19 protein-coding genes are annotated in these 26,785 nt (G+C 55.0%); 11 read left to right on the top strand and 8 right to left on the bottom strand.

Features of this window, described 5'->3' with window-relative positions; translation table 11 throughout:
• Position 1 precedes the first annotated feature (1 nt).
• From pglZ to TRM7557_RS08490, 8 genes are read right to left on the bottom strand one after another with little or no spacing between them, the layout of a single operon-like run.
• The gene (pglZ, locus tag TRM7557_RS08455; protein ID WP_058289791.1) at positions 2–2,497 is read right to left on the bottom strand and encodes a BREX-1 system phosphatase PglZ type A; all 2,496 of its coding nucleotides are present in this window, start codon (positions 2,495–2,497) and stop codon (positions 2–4) included.
• Positions 2,494–5,994 (bottom strand): BREX-1 system adenine-specific DNA-methyltransferase PglX, encoded by a 3,501-nt coding sequence (gene pglX, locus TRM7557_RS08460; protein WP_058289792.1) that lies wholly within the window; start codon positions 5,992–5,994, stop codon positions 2,494–2,496. Before pglX ends, pglZ begins: the two co-directional genes overlap by 4 nt.
• On the bottom strand, positions 5,994–6,545 hold the full coding sequence (locus tag TRM7557_RS08465) for a hypothetical protein (protein ID WP_058289793.1): 552 nt from the start codon (positions 6,543–6,545) through the stop codon (positions 5,994–5,996). Before TRM7557_RS08465 ends, pglX begins: the two co-directional genes overlap by 1 nt.
• The gene (locus TRM7557_RS08470) at positions 6,542–7,729 is read right to left on the bottom strand and encodes an AAA family ATPase (protein WP_058289794.1); all 1,188 of its coding nucleotides are present in this window, start codon (positions 7,727–7,729) and stop codon (positions 6,542–6,544) included. The genes TRM7557_RS08465 and TRM7557_RS08470 overlap by 4 nt, the downstream gene beginning before the upstream one ends.
• Entirely contained in the window at positions 7,729–11,247 is a 3,519-nt protein-coding gene (gene brxC, locus TRM7557_RS08475; RefSeq protein WP_058289795.1) for a BREX system P-loop protein BrxC, read from the bottom strand. The genes TRM7557_RS08470 and brxC overlap by 1 nt, the downstream gene beginning before the upstream one ends.
• A gap of 4 nt (positions 11,248–11,251) precedes the next feature.
• Positions 11,252–11,854: a DUF1788 domain-containing protein gene (locus TRM7557_RS08480; protein WP_058289796.1), complete on the bottom strand. Its 603-nt coding sequence runs from the start codon at positions 11,852–11,854 to the stop codon at positions 11,252–11,254.
• Position 11,855: 1 nt separating this feature from the next.
• Complete coding sequence (locus TRM7557_RS08485) at positions 11,856–12,470, bottom strand: DUF1819 family protein (protein ID WP_058289797.1); 615 nt, start codon at positions 12,468–12,470, stop codon at positions 11,856–11,858.
• On the bottom strand, positions 12,467–13,339 hold the full coding sequence (locus TRM7557_RS08490; RefSeq protein WP_074941965.1) for a WYL domain-containing protein: 873 nt from the start codon (positions 13,337–13,339) through the stop codon (positions 12,467–12,469). Before TRM7557_RS08490 ends, TRM7557_RS08485 begins: the two co-directional genes overlap by 4 nt.
• A gap of 569 nt (positions 13,340–13,908) precedes the next feature.
• On the opposite strand from TRM7557_RS08490, the gene TRM7557_RS08495 reads away from it, so the two are divergent.
• The 11 genes from TRM7557_RS08495 to TRM7557_RS08545 form a co-directional block, all read left to right on the top strand.
• Positions 13,909–14,787, top strand: a complete 879-nt coding sequence (locus tag TRM7557_RS08495) for an ArdC family protein (protein ID WP_058289799.1) — start codon at positions 13,909–13,911, stop codon at positions 14,785–14,787.
• Between the two features lie 624 nt (positions 14,788–15,411).
• On the top strand, positions 15,412–15,720 hold the full coding sequence (locus tag TRM7557_RS08500) for a hypothetical protein (protein WP_058289800.1): 309 nt from the start codon (positions 15,412–15,414) through the stop codon (positions 15,718–15,720).
• Entirely contained in the window at positions 15,717–15,920 is a 204-nt protein-coding gene (locus TRM7557_RS08505; protein ID WP_054463963.1) for a hypothetical protein, read from the top strand. Before TRM7557_RS08500 ends, TRM7557_RS08505 begins: the two co-directional genes overlap by 4 nt.
• The gene (locus tag TRM7557_RS08510; protein WP_058289801.1) at positions 15,917–16,141 is read left to right on the top strand and encodes a hypothetical protein; all 225 of its coding nucleotides are present in this window, start codon (positions 15,917–15,919) and stop codon (positions 16,139–16,141) included. Before TRM7557_RS08505 ends, TRM7557_RS08510 begins: the two co-directional genes overlap by 4 nt.
• Positions 16,128–16,409 carry a hypothetical protein gene (locus tag TRM7557_RS19850; RefSeq protein WP_074941962.1) on the top strand — a complete coding sequence of 94 codons (282 nt, stop codon included), beginning with the start codon at positions 16,128–16,130 and terminating at the stop codon, positions 16,407–16,409. The genes TRM7557_RS08510 and TRM7557_RS19850 overlap by 14 nt, the downstream gene beginning before the upstream one ends.
• Positions 16,410–16,643: 234 nt before the next feature.
• The gene (locus TRM7557_RS08520) at positions 16,644–17,174 is read left to right on the top strand and encodes a hypothetical protein (protein ID WP_235811434.1); all 531 of its coding nucleotides are present in this window, start codon (positions 16,644–16,646) and stop codon (positions 17,172–17,174) included.
• On the top strand, positions 17,161–18,969 hold the full coding sequence (locus TRM7557_RS08525) for a relaxase/mobilization nuclease domain-containing protein (protein WP_058289804.1): 1,809 nt from the start codon (positions 17,161–17,163) through the stop codon (positions 18,967–18,969). The genes TRM7557_RS08520 and TRM7557_RS08525 overlap by 14 nt, the downstream gene beginning before the upstream one ends.
• Positions 18,962–20,854 (top strand): type IV secretory system conjugative DNA transfer family protein, encoded by a 1,893-nt coding sequence (locus TRM7557_RS08530; RefSeq protein WP_058289805.1) that lies wholly within the window; start codon positions 18,962–18,964, stop codon positions 20,852–20,854. Before TRM7557_RS08525 ends, TRM7557_RS08530 begins: the two co-directional genes overlap by 8 nt.
• Before the next feature lie 189 nt (positions 20,855–21,043).
• Positions 21,044–23,320 (top strand): nSTAND3 domain-containing NTPase, encoded by a 2,277-nt coding sequence (locus TRM7557_RS08535; RefSeq protein WP_074941960.1) that lies wholly within the window; start codon positions 21,044–21,046, stop codon positions 23,318–23,320.
• Between the two features lie 109 nt (positions 23,321–23,429).
• Positions 23,430–26,132 (top strand): AAA family ATPase, encoded by a 2,703-nt coding sequence (locus TRM7557_RS08540; RefSeq protein ID WP_082626564.1) that lies wholly within the window; start codon positions 23,430–23,432, stop codon positions 26,130–26,132.
• Positions 26,133–26,603: 471 nt separating this feature from the next.
• Positions 26,604–26,785, top strand: a 182-nt coding sequence (locus TRM7557_RS08545) for a transposase (protein WP_165592434.1), incomplete at its 3' end; no start/stop codon positions are given.

Genomic DNA, 26,785 nt, shown 5'->3' on the forward strand with positions numbered 1-26,785 from the left:
CTTAAAAGTCGAAATCTGTCGATATGCCACGACGCAGTTGGAAACGGTGGCTTGTGTAATCTTCGAAGTGGCTCGTTTTGCCGATCCGTTCGCGAAGCTTGAGGAAGACGTCCTGGTTGTTGAACCGATCAGCATCGCGAGAAAGCAGGAACTTGATGGGCAGCTCCCGTTCGCGCGCATTTTGCGAGGTGTAGTCAAAGGTCAGCGGGTGCTCATCTGAAATGAGCGTGCCGTCCGAAGCGTAAATCCCAGCAAGAACATCACGTTGTTGCTGTTTCTCTGAAACCGGCTGCGTTTGATAGAGAGTGACCGCCGTTTGGCCGGAAGATATCAGGCTTTTTCCAGTTACGATGATCTGCACTTCAACTTTTTCGACATCGGCTTCGCGTCGTTTACCAACGCGGAGTACGGGAACAATGACCTCTTGAAGCGTGGCCCCGCCATGCACAAACCGGCTTCCCGCCCCCTTGACGCGCATACGATTGATCGAATTGGGCAGTAGAACATCCAAGTTACCTGATAGACCCAGATTTGCGGGTGAGAACTTCTTCATTCCAGATGTCGCATCAAGGTCTCGCCCAATGATAAATCGACGATTTTTTACAAGGATTTCCGCACCAGCAGGAACCGCTACCGAAAAATCTGTCTCGTCCAACGCGCGGTGCTGATAGATGAAGCCGTGATCGGCCGTCACAAGAATGTTGGAAAAGTTGGCGGTTGTGAGCTTGCGGACTAGTTTGGTCAGATCTTCGACAGCGACTTCTGCAGCCTCTGTCACGCGTTCCTCGGTGGCGAGCTTGTCGCCAACGATGTCGATCCTGTTGTGATAGAGGTAGAGAATGTCATGATCGCGGAAAACCTCTTTTCCGTCGTCCGCCTTCAAGCTCATGAAATCATCGGCCTTCATGGCTTTGACACGGTCTCCGGCACGCCCCATGCCCAGCACCTTTTCGCGGTTTGCGGTTCCCTGAGTAGGCAAGCCAAACGAAGATACGTTTCCGTCCTCCGACAGCTCCAGATCCTTGTTCGGTAAGAGCGCAGCCATGCCGAGTTGCGTGTAGCTGGGCAAAGCAGAAATCATCGGCTTTAGATCGGCGTCGAACCGGTTCAGTTTACGGATCTGGCGCAGGGCTTCTTCCGCAACCTCATAGCGCAATGCGTCTGAGATGATCACCACCACCTTCTGATCGCGGCGGCGGAATTCGGCGGCTTGGTCCATATAGAAATCGGTCTGATGCGCAAATCCCGATATCTTCCAATCGCTCAGTCCAGCGATCTGATCTTGCCAGGCGTCATTGACGGCAGACAGGAAGTTGGTCGTGTAGCGGTTCTCTACGCTTTCGAACAGCGCGCTAAGCAGCGAGGCCTGACCACTCTTTTGCATATGATAGATGAATTTGCGGTAGAGCTGGTCGATCTTGTACCAGTGCGAAACATAGCGCTTCACCCCCTCTGCGGGGGAGGTCATGGTCAGGTTCGCTTCAGCCAACGCCTGCTGGAATTCTGTGGCATAGCCGATGGCTTGATAAATATCCTCATAGGTAGGGTACCAATGGCTTTGCCGCCGCTCTCGCACGGTCTTCAGCACCTCGGCTGATGAGACCGTTTGGCTTGCCATCTCACGCACCAGAGAGCGGATGATCTGCCGGTCGATCTCTTCGAAGTGATCAATGGCACGCAGGGCCTTGATGTCGCGCTCTTGCACGTCTTCAGGGATCCGTAGGATGTCCTGGTACTTCCCACTCAGCGTTTCAAACGCCTTCGCCCCCAGCCGGTTGTTCTTCCAGCGGCGGAAGACAAGAAGCGCTTCGCCGTTCAGCTTGCCATCTTCGCCCAAGGCGCGGGCATAGCAGGACTGGAACAGGGTGATCGCGAAGTCCTCGAAATCTGGCGCATCGCTGACATAGCCATAGGCATTCTCAACCTGCTTCCAGAAGAACTCTGTCAGACCGGACCGCTCCATCAGGCGCATGGCGTCGTCGCGCTCGTCCGCGAGCTCGGCCAGCAGCTCCTCGATCACCGTGTCCAAGGCTCCCTCGGCCCCGGCGCAGACGGCCAACATGCGGCGCAGCACATCGGTCTTCGTGTCCGACGGCGTGAGCATCTGCTTCAGCGCCTCGATGCGGCCCTTGGCGCGGTAGAACTCCATATGGTCGCGCACCACGTCCTCGAACTGCAGCGGCAGGCCCAGTTCAGACAGCCAGATCGCCGCTTGGTCGGCCTTGAAGACACCGCAGGCGAAATAGAGATCCAGTAGCCAGTTGTCGGCCATCTCGGGCGCGGGGCCGTCGTGGAACACCAGAAACTTCTGTTTCGGTTCTTGCCGCAGCATCCGGTACTTCAGGCCGAACTCGTTATTCGCGATCTCGACCTTTTCCACATCCGGTAGATCCACAGCGTCATATTCGGCCCGCATGTCGCGCGCGGCGTCGTACCAGAAGACGATCCGGTGATCGATGAACAGCCGCTCAAGGCCTGCCTTGATCCGGTCCGTCATGACAGCCCCGCGATCTTCTTCAGGGCAGACCCGAACAGCGGATAGTTCGCCTTCACCCCGTCATCCAGATCGATCTCAATTTTCCGCTGCGCGAGTGGGAAGATCACCTCGCGTTCCCATTCATTCAGTTCGTTGATCTGCTTGGACAATACGCTGACTTTTTTCAGTGCCTTTGTTTGGTTAGCTTTGGTCTCAGTCGGATCATCAGACCTTTTTTGTTCATTCACGCGTTCACCCTCCAGCTTGGTGATGAACTCGCGCAGGTAGTCATTCAGCAGCACCGAGACCGTGTCGCTTTGATACCGGTGCATGTAGATCAGGGCGTTGAACGTGCCCTTGGGGCTGGAGAACATCCAGTAGATCGGGCGCTTTTTGTAGCGCTTCACGTGATCGGCGTAGAAATCCTTGGTGAAATACTTGCGGATTTCTTTGCCGAGCGCGTCCTCGATATAGCGCAGGTTCTCGCGAAAATGCGCTTCGCCGAAGGTCACGCGCAGGAACAGGCGGAAGCGTTCGGTGATGTCGTCGGGGAACCAGTTCTCGTCCAGCACGGGGATGACGTTGTCTTCGTCCGGCATGAAACTCGGCGCGGGTACGCGGGCGAGGTAGTCGGCCAGCGTTTCGCCCTGATTGGCGAGGATCAGGCCCCGCGCGTCGAGGCTGTAGCGGCCGAACATGCAGCCCACGGCGTAGGAGAGGAACTCGGCCATGGTGTCCGCGCGCAGGCGGGACTCGTTGGCCGCCGTGTCGTTCTTGATGCCATAGCGATAGGCGGGGTTACAGGTTAGGGTGATCTCGTTCAGCGGCACCTCGGGGGTCAGTTCGTCTTGCAGACCATAGGCGTCGATGAAGATGCGGTTGTTCTCTTCCTCCAGCCGCTGCATCTCGTCCGTCATGCCCTGCCAATGGGTGCGAAGGGTGGTGTAGGTGGCCTCCAGCGTACCTTCGCGGTGATCGTTTTGGAGCAGCGGAAGCGTGGTGAAATCCCAGGAGGTTTCGTAGGCGTCCCAGTCGGATTCCGAAAGATGAACGAGCTCGCGAGTGTTTGACTCTATCTTGGTGCTGGCGCTACCCTCAACGAGCGGAGTTTTTTTGACCTCCGAAATTCCGTAGTTGAGTGTGGGACTCAAAAGATTGAAATAGTACGCTCCTACTCTGGAATTTATCAGCGCGAGTCCGTGCGTTGTGTTTTCGTCCTCATCAAAAGCAGCCATTGAGGCCGATGAAAACGCAAAGCCGTGCGGATGGTATCGTGCTGAAAAAGATGATGACGAGATAGCCGTCCAGTTGAGGCCCGGTCGAAAGAAAAAATCAGTGCTAATGATGTAACGTGACCAATGGTCTCCAGTCTTTTGGGAAATTGCGTTCTTAGCTTCTGACCCATTTTCGAGCCAATTGACTACGCTCTCCTTGTTACTCCCCCATTTCCGGAAGGACCCGCCGTGGAGACAAGGATACCACTTGTGTTGCATTGTTTCACTTGCATCGTGCGCGTCTCTGTTCTGCTTGTTCTCTGAAACCTCGAACCATTGTCGCAAGAAACGGGCGTTGTCTCCGATAGCCATCCCTTTCTTGGCTGTGTATTGGTCTTGAAACTTAGGCTGCTTGAAGTTTTCAAGTGCGCGAGAGCTAATCCAAAACGCAATGGGGTGGCCAGGTATCTGCTCAAACACGCTACTATCACAGACGAACCGTCCGTAATCTTTTTCCAGGAATAGATTTTGGATTGTTTCCGACTTTCGGACGTCGACATGCTTTTCAAACAAGCGTCTATAGATACCGGTTTCTCCTTCAGCGCTTTTCGAGTTTCGCAAAACAAACGCGACGGTGCCGAAATCTGCGCCAAACAGTCCGCGACCTAACTGGAGCAATGAGTAGATATGCTGGGATGACAGCAGGAGTTCCCGCAACTTTTCATATGAACTCAAAAACATCCAGGATGGGAGATTGATCATGGCGATCATTCCAGAAGCTCGTGCGAGGGAGGCAGATCGTTCCATAAACATAGTCAACAGATCAGATTTGCTATCGGGGTAGCTCTCTTTTGCGAATGCACCCAGTTTTGGGTTCATCCCTTTCCCGCCCATATACGGCGGGTTGGCCACCACTACATGATACTTCGGCGACAGCGCCTCGGCCATGCGCAGCACGGCGATGACACGGTCCTGAACCTCCTTCAGCAGCAGGTCGCCCGCAAAATCCCGCGCCTCGACCACCCGCAGCGTCTCTGCCGGATCGCGCAGTTTCGGTACGATCAGGGAGCCGAAGTTCTTCGCCTGCTCGAACTGTCCCAGCGTCTCGCGCAGCTCATCGGTGAACAGATCCTTGCCCACCACGGCGGCCACATCCTGCATCTCGGCCTCGGTAAAGGCCACGTTCTGCAACACGCAGATGTCGGGCTTTGCCTCCATCCGCAAAAACCGCCGCCGCCCCAGCTTGGCCGCCGCCTTCATCGCCAGCGCAAAGGCCGCCAGCGCCCCCGCGCGGTCGTCGATCTCCACCCCCGTCAGGTTGTTCGTCAGGATCAGCGCGGGGATCTCTGTCGCGTCATAGCCCTCTTCCTCGTAGATGGCGTAGAGCAGGTCAAAGGCATAGGTCAGCATGTGCCCCGAGCCCGCCGCCGGATCGCAGATGCGGATCTCTTCGGGCTTGGTGATTTTCAGGAAGTCCGTCTCGGGCTCTTCCGGCGCAATGTAGTAATCCATCCGCTCGGCCAGACGGCTTTGCGGATTATTCAGCAGCCAGAGCCGCCCCAGCGAGTTTTCGACCAGGTAGCGGACGATCCAGTGCGGGGTGAAGAGCTGCGTCGCGGCGGGGATGTTCTCGGCAGTGATCTTCTGGTTCTTCTTGAGGCCCGCGAAGACCTGGTCCTTCTTCTCCGAGATGTAGAACTGGTAGAGCCAGCCGATGATCTCGACGTCTTCACACACGTCAGGCGTCATCGCCTCACGGAGGTAGGCGAGGATCGAAGCGTTGGACTGGAGGTCCGAAGGCATTAGTAGCTCAGTATAGTCGTCGATGCGTTCGAACATGAACGGCAATGCCTCATGCCAGTAGTTGCATGCCGCGACCACAAGCAATCTGTACGCCTCTCCTTGAGGGTCCGGACTATCGATACGCCCGTCCAACAAGCTAAGGACCTTTTGCCGGGTGATTTCGGAAACAATTTGCTCGTTAATACTCCCTGATTTTGCATCCGAAAGTATCTCAGGTTGAAATTGACCAACGGACGGAGACACAATGCGAACAGGAGAGAGACCGTTCACATCCATGTACCGCAAAGCGGTGAACCTGTTGAACCAGACATAGGCCACCTTTTCGACGACGTGCTCTGGTCCATGTTTGGCGACCAATGCCTCAAGTTTCTTGAACGCTTTCGGGTGTTCTCGCTGAGCCCTTGAGCCCTCGCTCAAGACGGCGTCCATCCTTGCGGCGACTTGATCAATCAACGTGCTCCGCGCAAATTGGGCGAACTTTCTGAGCTTTGTGGTATCCATCAGTCGATGGCCTCCGCAATATTAGTCGCTTCGGCAATCCGTGCTACGGGCCAATCGGCGAATGTTTTGTTCCAGATATCAACGGACACCACCACACAATCAGCTATGTGTTGCCGTCGCCAGGGGGTGTCTGTCTCGCATCGAATATCGGCTAGAAGGCGATCTTTGAAGCCCGTAAGCAATGCCTTCTGTTGAACCGGATCGTAGGCATCGAGACCGATGAGAACGACGTATTTGAGCGGTTTGGTGTCGCGCTCCATCAAATGCAAAAACGTATATGAACTGCGCGCTTTCGGTGTCAGTTCTTGAGTTAGAATCGAATTGTCTGAAAGCCTTTTGAAATATTTCGCTCTCTCATCAGGTGGAGTTCTCTTGTTCGAAGGATCCTTAATTTCAACAAGCAAAATGTCGTTCTCTCTTTCGATAACGAGGTCGACAAATTTCATTTGAACAGGAAGCTTCACTCCCTGTTTATCAAGTTCATCCCATATCGCTTCATCTGGAAACGAAAACTCGAGATCAGCATTTTTCTCGGCTCTGTACAGCTTCATGTGCTCGACGCTCCGAGCGCACGGGCCATGTCTTCGTCGAAGAGTTCTGCAAAGGTGTCCGAGATAGCTGTCTTTGAAATAAGCGCATAGCTGTCTGCGCTTTCGACGCTCATTTTCTGCGTGTTAGGATCCTGATAAATTGCGTGGAAACGAATATGGTCTTCCTTCCCTTCATCCGTAAGAAGATCTAGCCACTTCAGAAGCACGTAGTCGTGGGTAGCAAGAATGATTTGTTGTCCGTTGCGTGAAAGCTCCAATAGGACCTGAACCAGCTTCTTCATCAGTTTCGGATTCAGGTTCGACTCAGGCTCATCCCATAGCAGGGCCCCCGTTTTGCCAGGGCTGATCGATCCGTTACATAGCAAGCGGTGAAGCACACCGATCTTGCGGTATCCTTCAGCAGTCATTCCAGTTGGGAAAGCCTGAACGCCACTCGAAACAAATCTGGTCTGAGTCGAGTCTTGATATGCCTTCGCGATTTGAGCGTTGGATCTTCCCTCGCCGCCGTCCGTCGTCGACTTGGCTTTTTCTTCATACCGCCCGGGCTGAAAATCGAAGCCGCCGTCAATTTTTGCGCGATAGCGTCCCCCTACCAGAGTAACCAGATCGCGAATTACATTCGATAGCCTCGGATCTTCGAGGAGATCAGATTTTTCGTCGAAGCCGGGCTGCACAAGAAGTTCAGCAAGGTTCACATAGCCATCATCGAAGATCATCTCGACAGTAGCGCGGTCATGTTTCGGGTGGCGAATGCCACGAACCAAGGAAAGCACCTCTTTGGTCGGGATGTAGACAGGCGTGTCGGCAGCATTGGGTTTCACGGTGTCTGAGGCAAAATCTAAGTATTGAGACCTCGCACCGAAAGTTACTTCAACTGCGGAACCATCGCTGTTCACCAGTCGTAGCCGGGTTTGCGCTTGAGCCCCTTTGGAAGAGAGGGTTCCCACTTTTTCGTCCTCAGATGAAAAAATGCTCAGGAATTTTCCTGATGCTGAGGCCGCGAAACCTTCGTCTGAGCGATCAGGAAATCTACCACCGGCGAGTAGACCTAAGCCATAGATAGCCTTTAATAGAAGCGTCTTCCCTGTCCCGTTTGACCCGATAATAACGTTGAGGCGAGGGGAAAGAGAAAGATCCAGTTTTTCGAACGCGGTGAAGTTCTCGAATTCAAGATTGGCTATCATTAGACGATCACTTTCTTGCCCGCGCGGATTTCGGCCAGCAGGGTCTTTTTCATTTCTTCAAGGTACTGGTCGACGTCGGCCTCATCGGTCAGCAGCGTTTTGGGGGCTGTGACCTTCAGCTGCGAGGCGAGGACCGTTGTGGGGGGCTGCGGTGCAGGCGCTGGCCGGTCCGACATGCCGGGCTGTGGCTCGGGTGCAGGAGCCGGGCGCGCGAGGCGGTCGAGTTCGGTGACGACGTCCGACAGCAAGTTGGTGCGCGCGCCATTGGCACGGTCGCGCAGCACGGGGATCAGCGTAACCGTGTCGAGACCTGCCTTGTGGCTCTCGATGCGCGTGGTGATGCGAGCTTGTTTGTCCGTGTCGAGCGCCTGGAAGTCCGGCATTTGTGCGATTTTGGCAGAGACGTCTTCGACCTCTGCGATGACGGCTTTGCGTTCCTCAAGAACCTTGAGTTCGACTTTGTTTTTCAGATCAAACAGGTCGGATTTGAGGTTCTGGATCGATGCCCCCTTAAAGCAGCCCGGATCCTCCAATGCGGAGCGTAGCTTCGCCCCGGCATCAGGATCGACGTAGTCGATGTTGGCAGATTGGCTGGCGAGCATATCGCGGGCATCATCGTAGATACCTTTTTGTGCACCCCCCATGAAGGACTTCACCTTGTCCAGGATATCCTCCTTCGCGTTCAGAATGTCATCCTCGCGCTTGGGCGCGTCGGAAATATACCAGTTCGCTGGTTTGCCCTTCATGCCCCGCAGCAGTTCATGGAACGGTTCGAGCGCGGTTAGGAAAGGGTAGCGGTGTGACTGGCGAACAAGCCCGTCTACCTCGGCTTCGAGCGTATCAATGCTTGTAGCCCATTCCGCACCCAAACCACGCGCATCTGTTCCCGATGAGGGGTGCGCAAAGAGCTCCTGATAAAGTTCCTTCGCTCGACGAATTTCTGCAGCGGAGAATTCTGTCTGAGGGGTCAATAATATGTTCGGAAGCGCGTGACTGTTGTTCAACGCCTTGGCAAGATCCAACCCTTCCTTGATGGCGCTGTCGACGCGCGCTTCGATTTTTCCTTTGGCGACCAAGCTGCCTGCAAGGCAAAGGACTGCGGTTGCTGGCCAGCCGTAGGGTTTGGACGTGAACCGATCAGCCAGATATTTGACGGAGACCTTCACCCCGTTGCGTGCCTGCGCATTGATGAAGCTGAGGACGTCTTGTTCGGCTTCGTTGATACCTGTGCCGTCAGAACCGAAGAGTCCGCTTTCCGACTGTACCGCTTTGTTTATATCGGCCTCGGTATAGCTGACGCCGCGCAGCATCGGGAGATTGGTGTAGACTTTGTCGACCAGGGACTGGAATGCCTTGCTGATGCGCTCTTGAGCATCCTCGCCACCGATCTCCAATTCGTCACCCCTGACGAAAAGTCGGGCGCTTCCCATCAACTTGCGAAGCCGCATTTCAAGGTCTTTTGCGCGGCGGCCGTTTTGTTCTCCTTTTTCTGCGACGATACGGTCGCGACCCGGCTGCGGAGAACCGCTCCGGGACTGACGGATGAACTTGTCCGTTTGCTTAAACAGGATCAGGTCGCGGACGAAGTTGGCATCTGGTTTCATGGCAACCGCTAGCTCTTCCCGAGACATGGTTTTCATTCGAATGCCATCGGGGCTTTCAACCTCGTCGCTGAGGGGCGAAACGAGATTGATTGCCAGTTCGTACTCGCGTCCAACCGCGTGATCATCCAGCCTTCGAGTGAAGGCATATTCGCTATTCGTTGCGAGATGCTTGATCTTGCGATGACGCAGAATGGTATCGAATGCGAGGGTTTCGAGTTCCTTCGAGAGCTCAGAAGGGTCTATGTCGAGGGCTTTGATTTCCGCTTCGACATCCTTTTCCTCATTGGTGAGGAACTCATAGACCTCACCGTTCCGCTGGATATAGGTTTCCCGTTCCAGACGGCTCAATGCATCCTCGATCCTGCGGCGTTGGCTTGTCTGGTCCGCCTCAAACTCTGATAGTAGCAGAATTCCGATGTTTCGAACCGACGGTTTGAAGCCTTTGACGTATTTGACGAGGAACAAGGATTTCAAAACCCGAACGGCAAAAGGATCGTCCAGGTTTTTTTCGGCAATCTGAATACTCTGTTGAACCGAAGATTTCAGTGCGGTGCGGATCCCTTCGAACATGAGATCGAAAGTGGCCAGCCCTCCGACTTCTTTGTCTTTCAGCTTCTTCGAGACCTCTTGGAAAACGCCCAACATCGACCGCTCACCGACCGAGCTGTGTTTGCCTTCAAATGCGTTGTGCTCCGACAAAGACGTGATCGCCATTTGGAAGAGGTCATACTGATAGGGGGGGAAAGGATAGCTTGAGATGAAGTGCTCGCGATCCCGGTAGTTTTTGAGCTTCATCGAGCCGTCAGTAAAATCGAACAGGGTCTTGAGATTGTTTTCTTCGCGGTCATGAAGGTTGCCAAGCGTTACTTGCCCTTCCGACGTTTTGGCGAGGAGGCGGCGCTGGATCACTTCGGCGACGTCGGCCGAGTTCAGCGGCATGCGGTTGCTGAAGCGGGCCTGGATTTTAGAGAAGTCATTCTCTTGCTGTTGCGTCATGTCGCCGATAACCGACGCCATATCTTGCTGCGCAGTTACTATGATCCAAGCCTGCCCTTTGCATTTGGTGTTAAGGCTCTCTGCGATGGTTTGCAGGTTGGTCATGAGCTTAACATTGTCCGCAATATACTGGCCGACTTCGTCAACGAAGAAGTTGAGCCGGAAGCCCTTGGGCTGGTCATCGATCCAAGCTTTGACTGTGCCAGCGAAGTCCTCAATCGAGACTCGTGTGTCCTTCCGGTATTGGCTCAGGATGTCTTTTGCATCTGAAGGATCACCACCGGTTGCTTCTGCAAACGCTGTCGCAATATTCTTGGCTTCGAGTAGCGCCTGTTCTCGACCGCGTTCCCAGTCTTTCCCAGCAGCGCTTCGAAAAGCTTCTTGGAATGCCTCGAATTGCCCACGCCCCTGCAAGTCGCGTTCGAATTGCGCGATATGAGGCTGTTTGCCATAGAACCCGCAGGCTTCGTCAAAGACCTTTTGGAAGACAGATAGAAGCGCATCTACATCCGATTTCGAGATTACATCTGCCTTCTGGTCGATGTTGAACAAGATCGATTTCGACGGGATGGAAACGGCCTTGTTGAGTGCTCCTGCCAGCATTGGCTCGCCTTTGAGCTTTTCAGCGAAGATCTCGTGAGCGGTTTTGCCGTCGACTTCACGATTTTCAAGCAGTAGAGCCAGCATCTTCAGCAAGTGCGACTTACCAGAGCCAAAGAAGCCAGAGATCCAGACGCCATTTGAAGTGTCATAATTGTTGTAGGCCTCGAGGAACTGTTCCAGCCGTTGGCCGATCTCCCCTGTGATGACGTACTCGTCGAGTTCGACGCGAAGGCTTGCCTCGTCGTCTGCCTTGATGACGCCGTCAATGGCGCGATCAACGGGTTTCTCAAAAATGTCTTTTAGCAGCTGGGCCATGGGCTTAGACCTCGTAATTCAGAATGTTGAAGGCGCGGTAATACTTGTCGTCATGAAGCTGACCAAAGAGATCCAATGACGCGCCAGTCGCCAAAGCATGGGTGTAGCTTCCTGGGAAGAAGAGAACGGTTGGTGCTTCTTTCGCAGTGCTTTGTAGGTTGTTCAGCACGTTGTGAGAGCGGATGTAAGGGTATACCTCACCGACGCCAGACAAGAAAATGACGTCATGTGGGGTCGCTTGGATCGCCTGGCCAATATGCGGGATCAGGTGAGCTTGTGGGTCCAAGACGCCTTGTAGTAGTTCCTTGATCTCACCCTTGCTACTGTCGGCCTCAATTTCGAGAACCTGCTCTAAGATCCCGCGCTCTGAAAGTATGTCGAGCGCGAGATCGTAGAGGTTCAGGTCCAATACTCGAGTGCCGGAGTGCTGAATTCGGGTCACAAGATCTTCACGATCCTCAACCATGGTGAGCCCCTCCTCGGCAGGAAAGGGATAGATGAAAAATGGCACTTCATTCCCTAGGCCTTGTTTGGTCAGGAAGCGTTCACTGGTGATCACGCGGTAGAGGTGCTCGGCCCGCTCTTTCCGGTTTAGTTCTCGTTTCAAATTAAGCTCCCTCAACCGGAACGCTGGGGAAAAAGGCCAGCTCGCCGGGGTTGTGGTCTTCAATCATGTGTTTCAAACGTGTGGAAATAATCGCGGTTTGAATGCGATCATCTTCTGAAATGATCCCGGCTTCACGCATCATGCGAAACATGATTTGACGAAGTTTCAGGCGGGTCGACCGACTTAATCCGGCCAGACCTTCATCCCATTCAGCTTTTGCCTCAAAAAGAATGTCAAAGCTTTCGAGCGGTAAATCGAGTTGGTAAGATAGGTATCGCTCTCTCACCACTTCCACCGCAAATTCACGAACGAACCGATATGCGCGGCATGTGGCGATCCACAACAGCGCCTGCTGTTCGGAGCGGTCCGCCTCTTCCACAAGGTAAGCGCGTTCCTCATTCGTGAGAGTCAGCAAGCGGTTAGAAATTTCGCGCAGCGATCGACGGTTCGATGCTGATTTCGGTAGGCTGGTTGTGCCTTCCTCCATGGCTCTGAGAATTGTGTCTTCCCAAGCTTCATCGTCTTTATGCAAGCGCGCGACTTCCAGGCTTTCGTTGAGGAAGAGCCCGCCGGTGCTAAATGACATCTTGTAGTCTTGTTTCGCCAAAGCACTCATCGCCGCCCCCTCTCGAGAGCAGCGCGGACTTCTCCGTCATTGATCAAAACTATATGCTGATCCTGTGGGGTGCGGATACTTGGATCAACATCGAGGCCTAGCCGCTTTAGATTGTAGAACAATAGGCACTTTCGCACTGAAAGTTCTGCCGCCCCGTCATTCATTGCATAGTCTAGCTCGACAATCCTGCGTTGGTTTTCAGGAAGGCCGGGGTGCGGTGCGATTTTGAGTGTTATTGTTTGGTGCCAGTCCTCATCCGTACCGGCGTCGACATCTGATTGTTCCCCCAATGCGCTCTTCAGTATGCGCCCGAGAACAAAGTCTTTGAAGACCTGGTCTTTTGAGCATAGCGCTCTCGCATGCCAACGAAATCCGTCATGTGCGAGGGCATGAGGAATGATAACGCGATCTTCTGGATCGGGGGACGACATCGACTGATAGCTTATTTGCAGCTCTTTGCGCTGTTCACAGGCTAATAAGACGTTGCGAAGTGTTGGCGCGCTTAGTCCGCGCCCTGGCACAGTGGTTGCCAGAATATCCGGTTGGTAGACAATCCAGTCTGCAGCGGGGACTGAACCGCCTCGTGAGATCGATAGTAAATCATCAAGATACGCTGACGGCTCAAGCGCAGTATAGTGTTCTTCGAACTTCGGGCCCAGAACGTAGGTCTTGGCCGTTTTATCGTAGATGATGTGTTCGGGATGATCATTGATGTAGCTATTGAGGTCTTTCGAAGCTTGAGCCCGACTGAGGCCCATCACGTCCATCAGATCCGCAAGGCCGACACGTCCCCGCCAAAAGACCCTGTGCTCAATGAATGCACGGCGATCCTGCTGCCATCGTGAAAGACTGTTCGATTCGCTTGTCATAGCTTAAGTCTAGTGAAACCCAGAGGATGGGTCTAGATTTAAGAACCATATACTCAGCGGACTGTCTGCAATATCTTGTAATTCTGTCAGCGGGTTGATGGATTGCTTCGGTCTTGTGTCGCGCGCGACCTAGGAAGTATCGCATGGTTTCAGTAGAACCCGCGCTTTAGCGCGCGGGCAACGTTTCCTGGCAGACTGAACCGAGGCTCAACGGGCCGATGGCCCGCTCACCCCGATCCAGACATCATTCTTTTTTTTGGTCCGCCCAACATCCCTGACCGTGGCGGTCAACCTTGGGCCATCCTCAAAATAAGCCACCAATTTCCCCTGTCTCGCAGGCGAGCCATTCCTCGCGCGGCAAATTGGCGTCTGATTTTGGCGCAGACATTTTCTTCGCAAATGTGGCCGATTGACAGCCCCGTTCAGGGCCGTGGGTCGGGCTTTGCCCTCTCCCACTCTGTCCCGCCGAATACATGCGTATTCGGTCAGATCAGGTGGCCGAGGCGCAGCCCATCGGCGGAAGGGGGCGCGAAGCCTCACCCGCGTCAATTTGATCGAGGAGGCCACAAATGGCACCAAAGTTTGATGTATATGCTCACGTCACCGACACCATTATTGCAGAGATCGAGGCAGGCACGCCGCCATGGCGCAAGCCGTGGACAGGGAGCGCGTCCGGTATTGCCCTGCCGACCCGACACAACGGCGAGGAGTATCGCGGGATTAATATCCTGATGCTCTGGGTTATGGCGGCCAAGCACGGTTATGTGTCCAGCCGCTGGATGACCTACAAACAGGCTCAGGAGCTGGGTGGCCAAGTCCGCAAAGGTGAAACGTCGTCGACCGTGGTCAAATACGGGACGTTCACCCGAGAGAACGAGCAGGGCATTGAGGAAGAACTGCCCTACGCGCGCGCTTACCGCGTTTTCAACGCCGATCAGATCGAAGGTTTGCCGGAGGACTACTACATCCGGCCCGAGGCCCCGCGTGATCTTGGCACGGCCGAAGATCCTGAGCTTGAGGCGTTTTTTGCTCGCACGGGTGCGGAGATCGTGACCACCGATGAGCCGCGAGCCTATTACAGCCCGGCCAAGGATCACATCCATATGCCGCCCGTGGCGACCTTCCTTAGTGCGAAAGGGTATTTCGCGACCCTTGCCCATGAATCAATCCACTGGACCGGTAGCGAAAAGCGGCTTGAGCGGATCAAGAAATTTGCGAACCGTGAGGCCTATGCCTTTGAAGAGCTGGTGGCGGAAATCGGCGCTTGTTTCCTTGGTGCTCAGATTGGCGTTGCACCGGAGTTTGACCAAAGCGCCGCTTATGTTGAAGGGTGGTTGAAAGCGATCAAGGAGGACAAGCGGGCAATTTTTCGCGCGGCGTCCGAGGCCCAGAAGGCAGCCGATTTTGTCCTAGCAGCCGCAGGTCAATCGAAAGCGGCCGCAGCATGAGCCGCACCGCAATCCTGCCCCTGATGACGTGCCGCAAATGCGGCGCGTCAAATCCGGTGATCTTTCTCGCGCCGGTCATCGTGAAAGGCAGTTGTTCGTGCATTTGCTTGGATTGCGCCGAGGCCCGTTCGTGGCTGGATACGGACGGAAACTTGAAACCTGGCGTTGAGCTTTGAGCACCCGCGCCCCGCCTCGCATGGCGGGGCGCGGTTATCTTGAACGAGATGAGAAATTGTGGCCCGTGCTGCTGCGCACGGGCCGCTTTGAGAAACGGACTGTGCGGAGGATCGACCGGCTTTCAGCCCGCTCACCTCCTTCAGGCTTCTTTCAATTTGATTGGTCCGCCCAACATCCCTGTCACGTCCCGTCAATGGGCAAGCGCCGCGCGTGCGCGTCGTCAAAGCCTGCAACCCGTGTCCTCGCGCGAAGGCGCGCTGCGGGCCGCACCAGTTGCTGGCTTTGACCCATTGACTGGCCGCTCCAGGGGCGTGGGTCGGGCTGTGCCCCCACCCACTCTGTTCCGCCGAATACATGCGTATTCGGTCAGATCAGATTGGCCGGTGTGCAGCCCATCGGCGGAAGGGGAGCCAAGCCCCAACCGCAGCACCCAAGAGGAGGCCACAAATGGCTCATAAATATCAGCCCCCGCAATTCTGGACCTGCGACTGTGATCGCACGACCGGCGGTCACACCATCGACGGGCTTTATAACACCTGCGTTTATTGCGGGAAGCATCGGCACGAGCTTAAGGAGATCGTCGTCCCGTCCGGTTTGGGGGGCGTGTTCTGTGTCGAGATCCTCAGCGTCGAGGAGGATTGCGCCAAGGTGAAGGTGGTCAAAAGCTCGAACGGCTTTGACGCGCTGCCACCCTTCACGGTGCCGTTCAAAGACATCGCTCCGCGTTGGAAGCACAAGGCGGGAGAAATCCAATGATCCCTGACTATCACAGTGATGATTTTGCGACAGCGCGTCTGGAAGATACCGTCAGCTTGCGAAGCGCCGCCCGTGAGGCCCGCGCCACGCTTTACGCGGTGTTGAACCGGCTGGAGCTGAACGATCTGGAGGGTGAGGAGCAGCCCTATATCGACGATTGTCTTGGGGCTCTCGCAATCCTTGAGGAGGCGTTGCGATGACCTTGGCAGGCATAAAGGCAGCAGTGGAGGCGGGCAACCGCGTTCATTGGGTCAACAGCGGGTATGTGGTGACGCGTGATGACCTCGGGCAATACCTCATCACATTCACGCGGAACGGGTCGGCTATCGGCTTGACCAGTCGGGATAGCACCCGCCTGAACGGCGAGCCTGACGAAGTTTTCATCGAGGAAAAAGCCGAGGATTGCCATGAAGTATTCTGACATCAGGCAGGCGACCCGAGAGGGTCGCGCCAGTGTACACCTACATGGGTTCTGCAATCTGCCCGACGGCGGTCAGGAGTATTGTGATGATCCGGCACTGATCGACGGCTGGGCGATCTATGTTCGAGTTGAGACTCCGGACGACCCGCAACAGCCCTTTGATCTGCACGAGCTGCCCGATCATCAAACCTATGCCAGCGCTGAGGGCGCGGCCCGCGCAATAGCGCTGCAATTGCTTGGCGATGCTGAGGCGTGGAACCACGATTAGTGGTGCCATGCCTTGCGCATGGGGCCGGGCTTTGCCCGGCGGTCGCAGCTTATGGCTGCTCCAAACGGAATACAGGCAGTTGATGCAATATTATAATATTGAATCAACTATGGCGAAATGCCATAACGGGGCTGCCTGTATGATGCTGGCAAGAAATAGGGGTGATTACTTCACATGGGCCGACCGCGCGCACCACGGCACAAGCGACTGACGCAAAATCAACGTTTTGCCATCGTGCGCAAGCGTGCCGAAGGGGTGCCGATCGAGGATCTGGCCCGTGAATTCGGGGTAACGACCCGCAGCATCTTCTACACATTGAAGGCCGATCAAAGCCGCAAGCTTGATGCGCGCGTGCGCTCTGAACTGGTGAATGTCCGGCTCACGCCAAAGGAGCTTGCGAGCTTTGATGCGGTGCTGACGCGGCATGATATCACCAACCGCGCCGAGGGGCTGAGGCGGCTGATCCATGCCTCAAACGATCTCTTTGTTCCCGACGATGAACTGGCCAATCAGATGCAGGGGCTCTCGGCCTCGCTCAATCGCACCGGCAACAACATCAACCAGATCGCGCAGCGCCTGAACGAGGCAAAGCGCCAGGGCAAGACGCCGCCTTATGGCAATTCTGCCCATGGTCAGGTGCGCGCTTTGGCCGGGCTGATCTTCGACATCGCGGACCAGGTCCAAGACATGGCGCAGCGCCGCCGAAGCGCGCTGTCTGGCGAGGTTGCCCGCGTTCTGGGAGGCTTTGCCGATGGCCCGGAATAGCGCCGTTGCCGCCGCGCAGCAGGCCTTCTTCGATCGTGACTGGAGCCGCATTCGCGGCAGCGTTCCACGCGCCCGTGCAAAGCAGATGGCGCGCGCGGCCATGGGCCATTCACCCGCGATCTTCAAAGCCATTCGCGACGGCGGCACACACAACAAAACGCAGCTGCGCAACCAGCTGGAATACCTGACCACCAAGTCGAGCTTTATCATCGATAGCCGTGGCACCTATGACGGCCAAAGCGTGCTATCAGGCAAGGAGATCGAGCAGGTTACGCGCCGGTTTTCCGCACGGTGGAATGAGGGGTTCCATCCCAAACTGGGACATACCTCGCACCTCTTGATGGCCTTCCCGATTGGCACGCGCGGCGAGGATGTCGCCGAGATCACGCGCGAGATCTGCGAGCGTTTCTTTCAAGGTGAAGGCAGCCAATTTGACTACATCGCCGCCGTGCATGAGGACCGGGACCATCCACACGCTCATATCGTCCTGAACCGGCGCAGCAAGGACGGTGAATTCTTTTTTCTGAAAGAAGGGCACCATTTCAACTACGACAGTTTTCGCGAGGCAATGGTTGAGGTGTCGGACCGCTATGGGTTGCGGCTTGAGGCGACCCGAAAGCTCGAACGTGGGATCACGACGAAGAGGCCAAGCGATGCAGACCAGCGTCGCGCGGAAGCCAAGGGCCAGAAGCTGACCGAACGTGAGCGCGTGGGGCCGGAGCTTGACCGTGCCTTGGCTGACGTGGCGCAGAACGCGCGGCTTTATCGCGGCCTGGCCGCCGAGGCCTCGCGCGAGAACCAGCATGACATTGCAGCAGCCTTGGAGAAGGCCGCGACGTTATTGGCGCAGGGCAAACCGATTGAAGCAGATGGAAAGGTATATGGCATGGCCGAAGAACAGCATTCGTTTGATGAGGTCGTGGATGCCTTTCACGACAAGATCAACCAAGCCGAACGCATTGTGGCGGACGCCCCGGTGGAGCGGCGTGCCGCGCTGGAGCATGAGCTGAACGACATCTATCGCTCTTTGTCGCATCTCAGCCCAATGGGAACGCAGTCCCATACCTTGCTTGAGGATGCGTCCAAGAGTGGGATCTATTCGGCCGCGAACATTCAGGCCGACGCCCAAGTTGCATTGCAGGATCCAGCTCTTTCTGAACGTCTTCAGCAGGCTTTGAAAGGCACAGGCATTGACGCGCAGGATGTTGCGCGTCGCGTCGAAATAGGCGCGGGCAATGCCGCACTGGAGCGGCAATGGCTTGGCCAGGATTTGAAGGCGATTGCCGAGAAGGAAGGCTTTGACCTGTCACGCGCCGATCAGCTGGAGAAGGCGATCGACCGTCTCGACGAGGTGCACAGTGAGCTGGGCCGTGTCTTGGCCGATGCTGAGGTTCTCAAGGACAGTGGTTCGGTGGAGTCTGACCGGCAAGAAGCCATAATCGACCGGTTGCCGCCGACCACCTCTGACATCCTGAGCCGTTTGAGAGATGATCCGACCGCAGATCCATTCCGTAGCGATCTGGAACGCGAGACCTTGCGCTCCGAGCTGGAGGAACTGGTCGGTGAAGAAAACACACCGGACTTGGCGATTGGCGATGAGACCACGCTGGAGGAACATATCGAAGACCGTCTGGACCGTCTCTATGCGGCCAAGGCCTATCTGCAGAGCGATGCCGCTTTGGCGAACAGCGTGGCGATGGAGCATGTCCTCGACGAGATCGCCAATGAGGAAATAGATCTCCAACGCGAGCGGCATGTCGATGCCGACGGCGAAAAGGGCGTGACGCATGGGTAAGGCGCGGATCGCACTTGGCGTCATGAGCTTTGCTCTTCTCGGCGCGATGCTGGGGTATGTTCTGGCGTCGGCCTTTCTGACATTCCGCTGGTTCGGGGTCGGGGCGGATATCGATTTCTTGATGCTGGCGCGCAGTTATGGAGTTCTTCGATCGACCCATCCGGGCGATATGCAGATCGTTCACTTGATCGTCGGGATCAGTACCGGTGCCGGTGTCTTGCTCAGCGCTGTGCTGATGAACGAAGCACTGACCAAGTTCGGTGAAACCCACTGGCAGCATATGTCCGAGATGAAGCGGAACGGCTTTTTCGGAAAGCCCGGCCACGGCTTCGTCCTCGGCAAAATGGGCAAGCCCAAAAGTCGCAAACCCTTCGTTATGTCTAAGGTGTTCCCCCATGCCCTGATCGTCGCCCCGACCGGACGCGGCAAAACGACGGGGTTCGTCATCCCGAACCTTCTGACCTATCAGGGCAGTGCGGTGGTGCTCGACGTAAAAGGCGAAAATTTCGAGGCAACAGCGCGCCACAGGGTAGCGCAAGGTGACAAGGTGTTCCGGTTCGCGCCAACAGATTGGAAAGATGGCCGCTCGCACCGGTACAATCCCTTGCTGCGCATATCGGCGCTGGAAAACGTCGACCGCCAGCAGATGGAGCTGCAACTTCTGGCTTCGCTGTTCCTGCAAGCAGATAGCGACCGCGTCCAAGGGCTCCTCGATGGCGGTATCGATCTGTTTGTGGCGGCAGGGCTTTTGGCGTTCGAGCGAAAGCGGCCTACCTTGGGTGAGATCTACCGCATCACAGCATCAGGCGGTGACAAACAGAAAGAGTATCGCCGCCGCGCCGACGAAGTCGTTAATCCAGCTGCCAAGCTGATCTTCATGCGCATGGCCTCGACCAACAACGACACGCTCACCTCTTATCTGTCGCTCTTGATGACGTCCGGCCTGAAGCAGTGGTCAAACCCCGCCATCGACCGTGCGACCGCAACGTCAGACTTCGATTTCCGCGACATCCGAAAATCGCCGTTTTCGGTTTATCTCGTGGTCGAACCGCTTATGGTGAAACCCCTCGCGCCGTTGATCCGCTTGTTCTTCTCGGACTTGCTGGCATCGCTGCAGGACCACGAACCCGGCAAGGACGAACCTTGGCCGGTGATGATCATGCTCGATGAGTTTAACCGCCTCGGAAAAATGCCGATCGTTCTCGACAGCATCGAAACCCTGCGGTCCTACCGCGCCAACCTCGCGATCGTCACACAGACGATCCCGGCTTTGGACGAGATCTACGGTGAAAATGCCCGGCGTGCCCTGCAGGGCAACGCGGGCATCAAGCTCTATCTGACTCCATCAGATGAAAAGACCATCGAAGAGCTCAGCAAAGCCGTAGGTAAAACAACCAAGCGCGTTGTGACCCGTTCGCGCTCGGTCGGTCGCAACCCTTTCGCCGGGCGCAGCATGTCTGAACGGACCGAAGAAACCGCGTTGCTGCCCGAGGATGAGGCGCGGCGCATGGATCTTGATGACATCGTTCTGGTGGTCGACGCGCAGATGCCCGTCCGCGCCAAGCGGATCAAATACTATGAGGATCAGTTCTTTAAGCAGATTTTCGACAAGCAGACCGGCGATCTGCCATATCCATCTGCGGGAGACCAGATGCGTGGACTGCAAGGGCAGATCAAGGCGCTGGAGGCGAAGATCGGGGCGTTGGAAGTGCCAAGAGGGGCTGTAGATGATGCCTTTGAAGGTGGTGGGAAACGGCGCGATGAGATTGAGGAATTGGCGTCCGGCAGTCAAAATGCACAGTCAGGTGATCAGGCCAGTTTGGGTGATTATCAGGCCGGAACTGAAAGGGTGGAACGGTTCATGGAAGAGGCTGCTCGGGGATGACGGGCAGAGAGCGGTCGTTCGCTGCACTGGTATCGTTTCACTTGATTTGTTAGTTAAGCAGACATTCGCGGGAGGTCGTAATGTGGATCGGGAGTGGTCCCCCCTTCGTGTGGACTATGCTGACTTTCTCATCCAATTGCAGGTCTGGCAGTGTAGGCTTATTAACGGAATAGTTGGTGGGATTGTGACATGAAAAGGCTTGGAAATCTGTCACCTCCGGATTTTGAAGATCTGTGTCGTGATATCCTGCAAGCTGAAACCGGTCAGCGATTTTCTGCGTTTGGCGCGGGAGCTGATGGCGGTATTGATGGCAGGCATTCCAAGGGTCCTAAGTCGACCATTCTTCAGTGCAAGCATTATCTGAATTCAACGTTTTCTCAGTTGAAGTCGGCTTTGAAAAAGGAAGTGCCGAAGATCGATCTTCTGAAACCAAGTCGTTACATTTTCTTGACGTCTCAATCGTTGACACCTGCACGCAGCGACGAACTGGCAGATGTGTTAGGTGATCGCCTCAAACATTCGGAAGACATTTGGAGTGCGGAAGACATCGAGGCCGCGCTGAAGCGTCACCCCGACATCGAAAAGGCACATCTGAAACTCTGGATGACCAGTACGGCAGTTTTGGAGAAGGTGCTGCAGTCAGGTCTTGAGGCCCACACAGCAGCGACCAAAGCTGAAATCTTGGACGAGTTGCGAGTCTATGTTCGTAACCCAAGTTTTGACGCCGCGTTTGAAACGCTCGAACGACATCGTGTCCTCGTTGTGTCTGGCCCGCCAGGGGTGGGAAAGACCACGTTGGCCAAAATGCTCACATATCACTATCTCAATGACGATTGGCAGTTTTGCGCGATAAGATCTCTCGACGATGGCTTTGCCAAACTTGATGAGGAAAAGCGAACCATCTTCTTCTTTGATGACTTCCTTGGACAGATTGAGCTTGATCGCCAAGCACTTGTTCAACGGGATGGGCAACTTGCGAGATTTGTGAAACGCGTTAGAGCTTCCAAAAACTCTCGTTTCATTCTTACCACGCGCGCACACATTTTTGAGGAAGCACGACGGCTTTCAGATCATATGGATGAGGGCCGCTTCCAGCTTTCAAAATTTCTGCTGGATGTCGGTCAATATACTCGCGCAATCAAAGCGCGCATATTGTTCAACCATCTTGCCGCATCAGATTTGAGTGGCGAACACATAGAAGCTTTGCTTCAAGGTGACTGGCTGAAGAAGATCGTCGACCACCGAAACTATAATCCGCGCCGAATCGCTCATGCTGCCGCAGAGTGTCCTGAGGGCTTGGAAGCATCCGCCTATCCGACATTTGCTTTCAAGACCCTAGAAAATCCTGCTCCGATCTGGGCAAAGGCATACCGCAGTCTCAGTATACGCTGCCAGAACCTGCTTGTGGCTCTCTACTTCGGCAATCAGTATGGCCAGTCCATTGAGGTTCTGCGGGAAAACTACAACGCGATACACAATAAGATATGCGAACACTATTCACAGCCGTCAAAGCCAGAGGACTTCGAAGAAGCTCTTAAATCACTCGAGTCTGGTTTTGTTGCAATATCGGATCAGCAGGTCCGGTTTGTGAACCCATCAGTCCGCGACTTTCTCAAAGAGCATTTATCTGATGCAGATTTTCTGGGCCTGCTGCCGACTTTTTGTGTTCGAGCTGAATGGGCACAGAACCTATGGATTCACTTGAAGCATAGGTTCCAGACCGATCCTGATAAACTGAAAACGCTGGCGCTGGCATTCTTCCAATTTGCAAACAAACTGGACCAAATTCCCAACTTCGCAAAGGTAAAGTCGAAACAGTACAATTATTGGTTCCGCGAACTAGTTGACCTTTCTATCTCTGAGCGCGGATCCCTTCTGTTCGACCTGTTTGAGCAATCTGACGACCGTAGCTTTCTCGATGCCGCGATCTCAGTTGTGAACAGCGAGGTTCTTGGGATCGAAGCGTCACGTGATTCCAGAGACCTACCGGAACTTCATTGGAGGGTTTCCAACTTTGTCGATGATGATGTGGAGGGCAAGGCGGTCCTGCTCACGTCAGTTGAGGTCGCTCTGGTGAAGGCGATCGAAGCTGGCGTCCCGATGGACGAGTTGGTCGCAGTGAATGACGCCATAAACGAGTACCTTGATGAAGCTATTGATCTCGGCCCCATCGAGGACGCGATCAATTCCGCGATTGACTATGAGTTTGATGAGATTTCAGAAAGAATCTCTGACCTTTCGTCCGAAAGTGAGCTGAATGAGCACCTAGAGATGCTGGAGTTCATTGCACAACACACTGATCGAAGTGCCGAGACTGCGAAAATGGTGATACTAGAGAAAATCAGTGAAAATGAAGTGCCTGACTATGATGACTACCAACCGAGTTCTCGCGGGCGAAGTAGTCACGTTGATGCAGAGTTTTCCGACAATGATCTCGTAAGCTTGTTCTCGACTCTTTCGAAATAACTCTCCTGCTCCAATGATTCTGCGTTTTCTCATAAAGGGCACTTGACTTAGCTTGTGGCGAACCAACAGCGGCCCATCGCTGTTCGGCATTTATAAGGACATTAGTTTAATGGCATTTGAGGAACTTATTACTTGGTCAGATCAAAAAGTACGGCCGGATTGGCAAAAGGATGCGCTTCGGCGGCTGGCGACAACAGGCGAGTTGAGCAAAGAAGACTTGTCGGACCTACGAAAGGTTGTTGAGAAGGCAACAGAACTGATCGACGACGAGGTCGCTGCGGTTACTCCCCTAGCTGCGGAGTACCTATCTGATCCGGCAGCCGACGCCCCACGCACAATTCTTGGTGCGATTGGACCTGTCCGTCGGGTAGACCGGCTAGCAGGCGACCAGCCTCCGATCAAATTCGCGAAAAATGGGATCACACTTGTTTATGGTGCCAATGCATCAGGTAAGAGCGGCTACTGCCGAATAGCTAAACAGCTTTGCAGGTCTCTCAGTCCTCAAGACCTCAAAGGCAATGTTTATGAGGCCGCCTCAGCCGACCCACCAGAAGTTGACCTTGTGTTCGGCATGGAAGGCGACGAACCCGATCGCCAAGAGGCAACCTGGCGACATGGCGATCCGTCTCCGGCAGAACTAGCAAGGATATCCGTATTCGATACGGCGACGGCGCGCGTTTACGTAGACAAAGACCGCAAGGTTGAATTCCTACCCTACGAGCTCGACCTTTTGAACAAGCTCGCTCTGGCAGCAAAGGCGCTGGACGGTGATTTTGAGGTGCGGGAAAACGGGATCGATGCGGCGATCCGTACGCCACTGCCTGCTGGTTATACGGATGGCACCGCTGTCTCGCAGGCTCTTGCAAAACTCGTCCCTGAAACAGAGCTAGCCGATCTTCCCGATGAAGCGGGCCTGCGCGCGCTCTCCGTATGGAATGATGAAAAGGAGGCCGATCTCCAGAGCGTCAGCGATGAAATTCGCGATGATCCTAAGGAGCGGCTGCGGTCTCACAGATTGGCGAAGCAGGGGCTAGAGAATATAAAGACCGCGCTTTCCGGTCACCTTGGACTTCTTGCCGATGATGGCGTTGCCAAGATCAAAGATGCCCACACCGATATGACGACAAAGGCCGAGGCGGCCAAGACAGCAGCCCAAGGTCTGGGAGAAGGGATGCCGATCCCGGAAATCGGTTCGGAATCCTGGCGAAAGATGCTGATCTATGCCCGCGACTTTGCCGGTGAAGCTTTCCCTGTGCGCGATGACCCCAAGCTGGCCACTGGCGAATCCTGCGTCCTTTGTCAGCAACCTTTGGAGGATGACGCAGCTTCACGGATGGCGAGGTTCGATGAGTATATTTCTGGGCGCACTGCCAGCGACAGTCAGAAAGCCACAGAAGACTACGAGGTGCTTGTCGCTTCGATCAATGCTCTCCGCCTTGGCACGCAGGATCAAACCAAAGCGCTTCTTGGCGTTTATGGCGGGTTGAGCGATGACCATCAGGCTTTTGTCGATGAGATTACGCTTGGTTACCATGTTCTTGCTTCACGTCTTGAGGCGGTGAAGGCGATGATCGCAGCGGGCACTTTTGATGGGGCGGATGCTTTGGAAGCTGTCCAAGTCGATCTCATCCAAAAGATCGATGCAGCGCTTGAAAACCTGCAGGCGCAGATCGATGTTCTTGAAAACGCAGATGCCGATGAAGAGCGCATGAAAACGCTCGCATCCGAAAAGGCAGAGCTCGAAGATGCAAAGAAGCTGAGTCAGGAGATCGAAATTGTGGTCGCCCGGTTTAAGCAGCTCGTGGAGCGGCTCAAGATCAAAGAGGCGCGCAAGCTGTGTGCGTCAGGTCCCATTGCGCGCCAGCTCACGGCCCGTCGCCGTGTCATATTGACCAAGAGCCTGAAAACGCAGCTCACAGAAGAACTGGAAACTCTCAAACTCTCGCATATTCCCATCGATCTCTCCGACCGCAGTGCGGGCCCTGACAGTGTTATTGAAGTTGGCCTGACTGCCCATCAGCGTGTGGCAAACAACAGCGATGTGCTCAGCGAGGGTGAACAGAGAGCGCTCGCGTTGTCATGTTTCCTTGCCGAACTGATCGAGGTTGGTGCCGAACACGGCATTATAGTCGATGATCCGGTTTCCTCGCTGGATCACTCCCGAATGGAAGCTGTGGCAAAGCGGCTTGTGGCGGAGGCTTCGGCTGGCCGCCAGGTCATCATCTTTACGCACAATATCGTGTTTCATTACATGATGGAGAATGAGGCACGCCGTGCCGATATTCCCTGCCATACCGAATGGATGTCGAGTCTAGGTGGAACCAAATTCGGGATTATTGATGACTCGGGTAAGCCGAACCACACCAAGAAGGCAAAGCAACGCATCGGCGAGCTCAACGAAGCTAAGGCTAAATTGTATAAGGACGGTTATGATCCGGCGGTTCAGGAATTTCGCGATCCGCTCACGGCCATCTATACGCTAATGCGCGAAACCTGGGAGCGGATCGTCGAAGAAATCCTGTTCAACGGTACGATCCAGCGTTTTCGTCCGGAGGTAATGACCCAAAGCCTAAAGCATGCTTGCTATGATCCCGCAGATGATTATCCGGCGATTTTCGAGGGCATGAAGCGATGCTCGCATCATTCCGGGCACGATAGGGCGGCAGACTTGCCACAGGAGCTACCTGAAAAGGTAGATATTGATGCTGACCTGCAGGCCCTTGTCGAATTTCACAAGAAGGTCTCTGACCGAAAGGCCGTTCTCGAGAAAGGACATAGCTATGAGAAAGGTCCTGAGCCAGAGTTCCTTTGATGTTGCGTCATTAGGCTATGCTGGTCCATCCCAATTGTCCGATAGAGAGAATTGCTGCGAGTTGCACCAATGTCAGCTTGCGGGGACCTAATTGTGGGGCGCTGAATGTCGGCTCAGGGCCGAAATCCCTATTCCAACCGCTTTGCCCTTTCAGCGACCCTCTGAACCATAGAAACAGTCGCACCGCCTGCCTGCCGTATCCCAGCCCCCGCGATCTCAGCATTTGACCTGGTCCCAAAGCGAGCCCGCGCCCGTGACCCCTTGGTGCCGATCAATCCCTTTGCGAATCCACCCGGACCGGGAATGCTCGGCGGTCCGGCCATCATGAAGTTGCCTGAGATCGATCGCACGATTAGCGGGGTCGCGATGATCATGCCCCCTGCAAGGAACATCATCATGAAGAAGGGAGAGATGGTCGCGGGATTTCGGACCAAGTGTTAAGCTGTAGCGCCTGAGGAAGAACGCACAGAAATGACCAAACGAAAACGCTATTCGACAGAGTTCAAGGCGAAGGTTGCTTTGGAGGCCATCCGCGAGGAGCTCACGACGGCCGAGCTGGCCAAGAAGTATGACATCCACCCCACTATGATCAGCGGCTGGAAACGGACCGCGATTGAGAACATGGCACAGGTCTTCAGTGGCCCGGCGACCGC

The organism is Tritonibacter multivorans (genome assembly GCF_001458415.1).
Lineage (GTDB): Bacteria > Pseudomonadota > Alphaproteobacteria > Rhodobacterales > Rhodobacteraceae > Epibacterium > Epibacterium multivorans.

Excerpts from the sequence above, each read along its gene's own strand:
- pglZ (WP_058289791.1), bottom strand. The coding sequence starts at position 2,497 with ATGACGGACCGGATCAAGGCAGGCCTTGAGCGGCTGTTCATCGATCAC.
- pglX (WP_058289792.1), bottom strand. The coding sequence starts at position 5,994 with ATGGATACCACAAAGCTCAGAAAGTTCGCCCAATTTGCGCGGAGCACG.
- TRM7557_RS08465 (WP_058289793.1), bottom strand. The coding sequence starts at position 6,545 with ATGAAGCTGTACAGAGCCGAGAAAAATGCTGATCTCGAGTTTTCGTTT.
- TRM7557_RS08470 (WP_058289794.1), bottom strand. The coding sequence starts at position 7,729 with ATGATAGCCAATCTTGAATTCGAGAACTTCACCGCGTTCGAAAAACTG.
- brxC (WP_058289795.1), bottom strand. The coding sequence starts at position 11,247 with ATGGCCCAGCTGCTAAAAGACATTTTTGAGAAACCCGTTGATCGCGCC.
- TRM7557_RS08485 (WP_058289797.1), bottom strand. The coding sequence starts at position 12,470 with ATGAGTGCTTTGGCGAAACAAGACTACAAGATGTCATTTAGCACCGGC.
- TRM7557_RS08490 (WP_074941965.1), bottom strand. The coding sequence starts at position 13,339 with ATGACAAGCGAATCGAACAGTCTTTCACGATGGCAGCAGGATCGCCGT.
- TRM7557_RS08495 (WP_058289799.1), top strand. The coding sequence starts at position 13,909 with ATGGCACCAAAGTTTGATGTATATGCTCACGTCACCGACACCATTATT.
- TRM7557_RS08500 (WP_058289800.1), top strand. The coding sequence starts at position 15,412 with ATGGCTCATAAATATCAGCCCCCGCAATTCTGGACCTGCGACTGTGAT.
- TRM7557_RS08505 (WP_054463963.1), top strand. The coding sequence starts at position 15,717 with ATGATCCCTGACTATCACAGTGATGATTTTGCGACAGCGCGTCTGGAA.
- TRM7557_RS08510 (WP_058289801.1), top strand. The coding sequence starts at position 15,917 with ATGACCTTGGCAGGCATAAAGGCAGCAGTGGAGGCGGGCAACCGCGTT.
- TRM7557_RS19850 (WP_074941962.1), top strand. The coding sequence starts at position 16,128 with ATGAAGTATTCTGACATCAGGCAGGCGACCCGAGAGGGTCGCGCCAGT.
- TRM7557_RS08525 (WP_058289804.1), top strand. The coding sequence starts at position 17,161 with ATGGCCCGGAATAGCGCCGTTGCCGCCGCGCAGCAGGCCTTCTTCGAT.
- TRM7557_RS08530 (WP_058289805.1), top strand. The coding sequence starts at position 18,962 with ATGGGTAAGGCGCGGATCGCACTTGGCGTCATGAGCTTTGCTCTTCTC.
- TRM7557_RS08535 (WP_074941960.1), top strand. The coding sequence starts at position 21,044 with ATGAAAAGGCTTGGAAATCTGTCACCTCCGGATTTTGAAGATCTGTGT.
- TRM7557_RS08540 (WP_082626564.1), top strand. The coding sequence starts at position 23,430 with ATGGCATTTGAGGAACTTATTACTTGGTCAGATCAAAAAGTACGGCCG.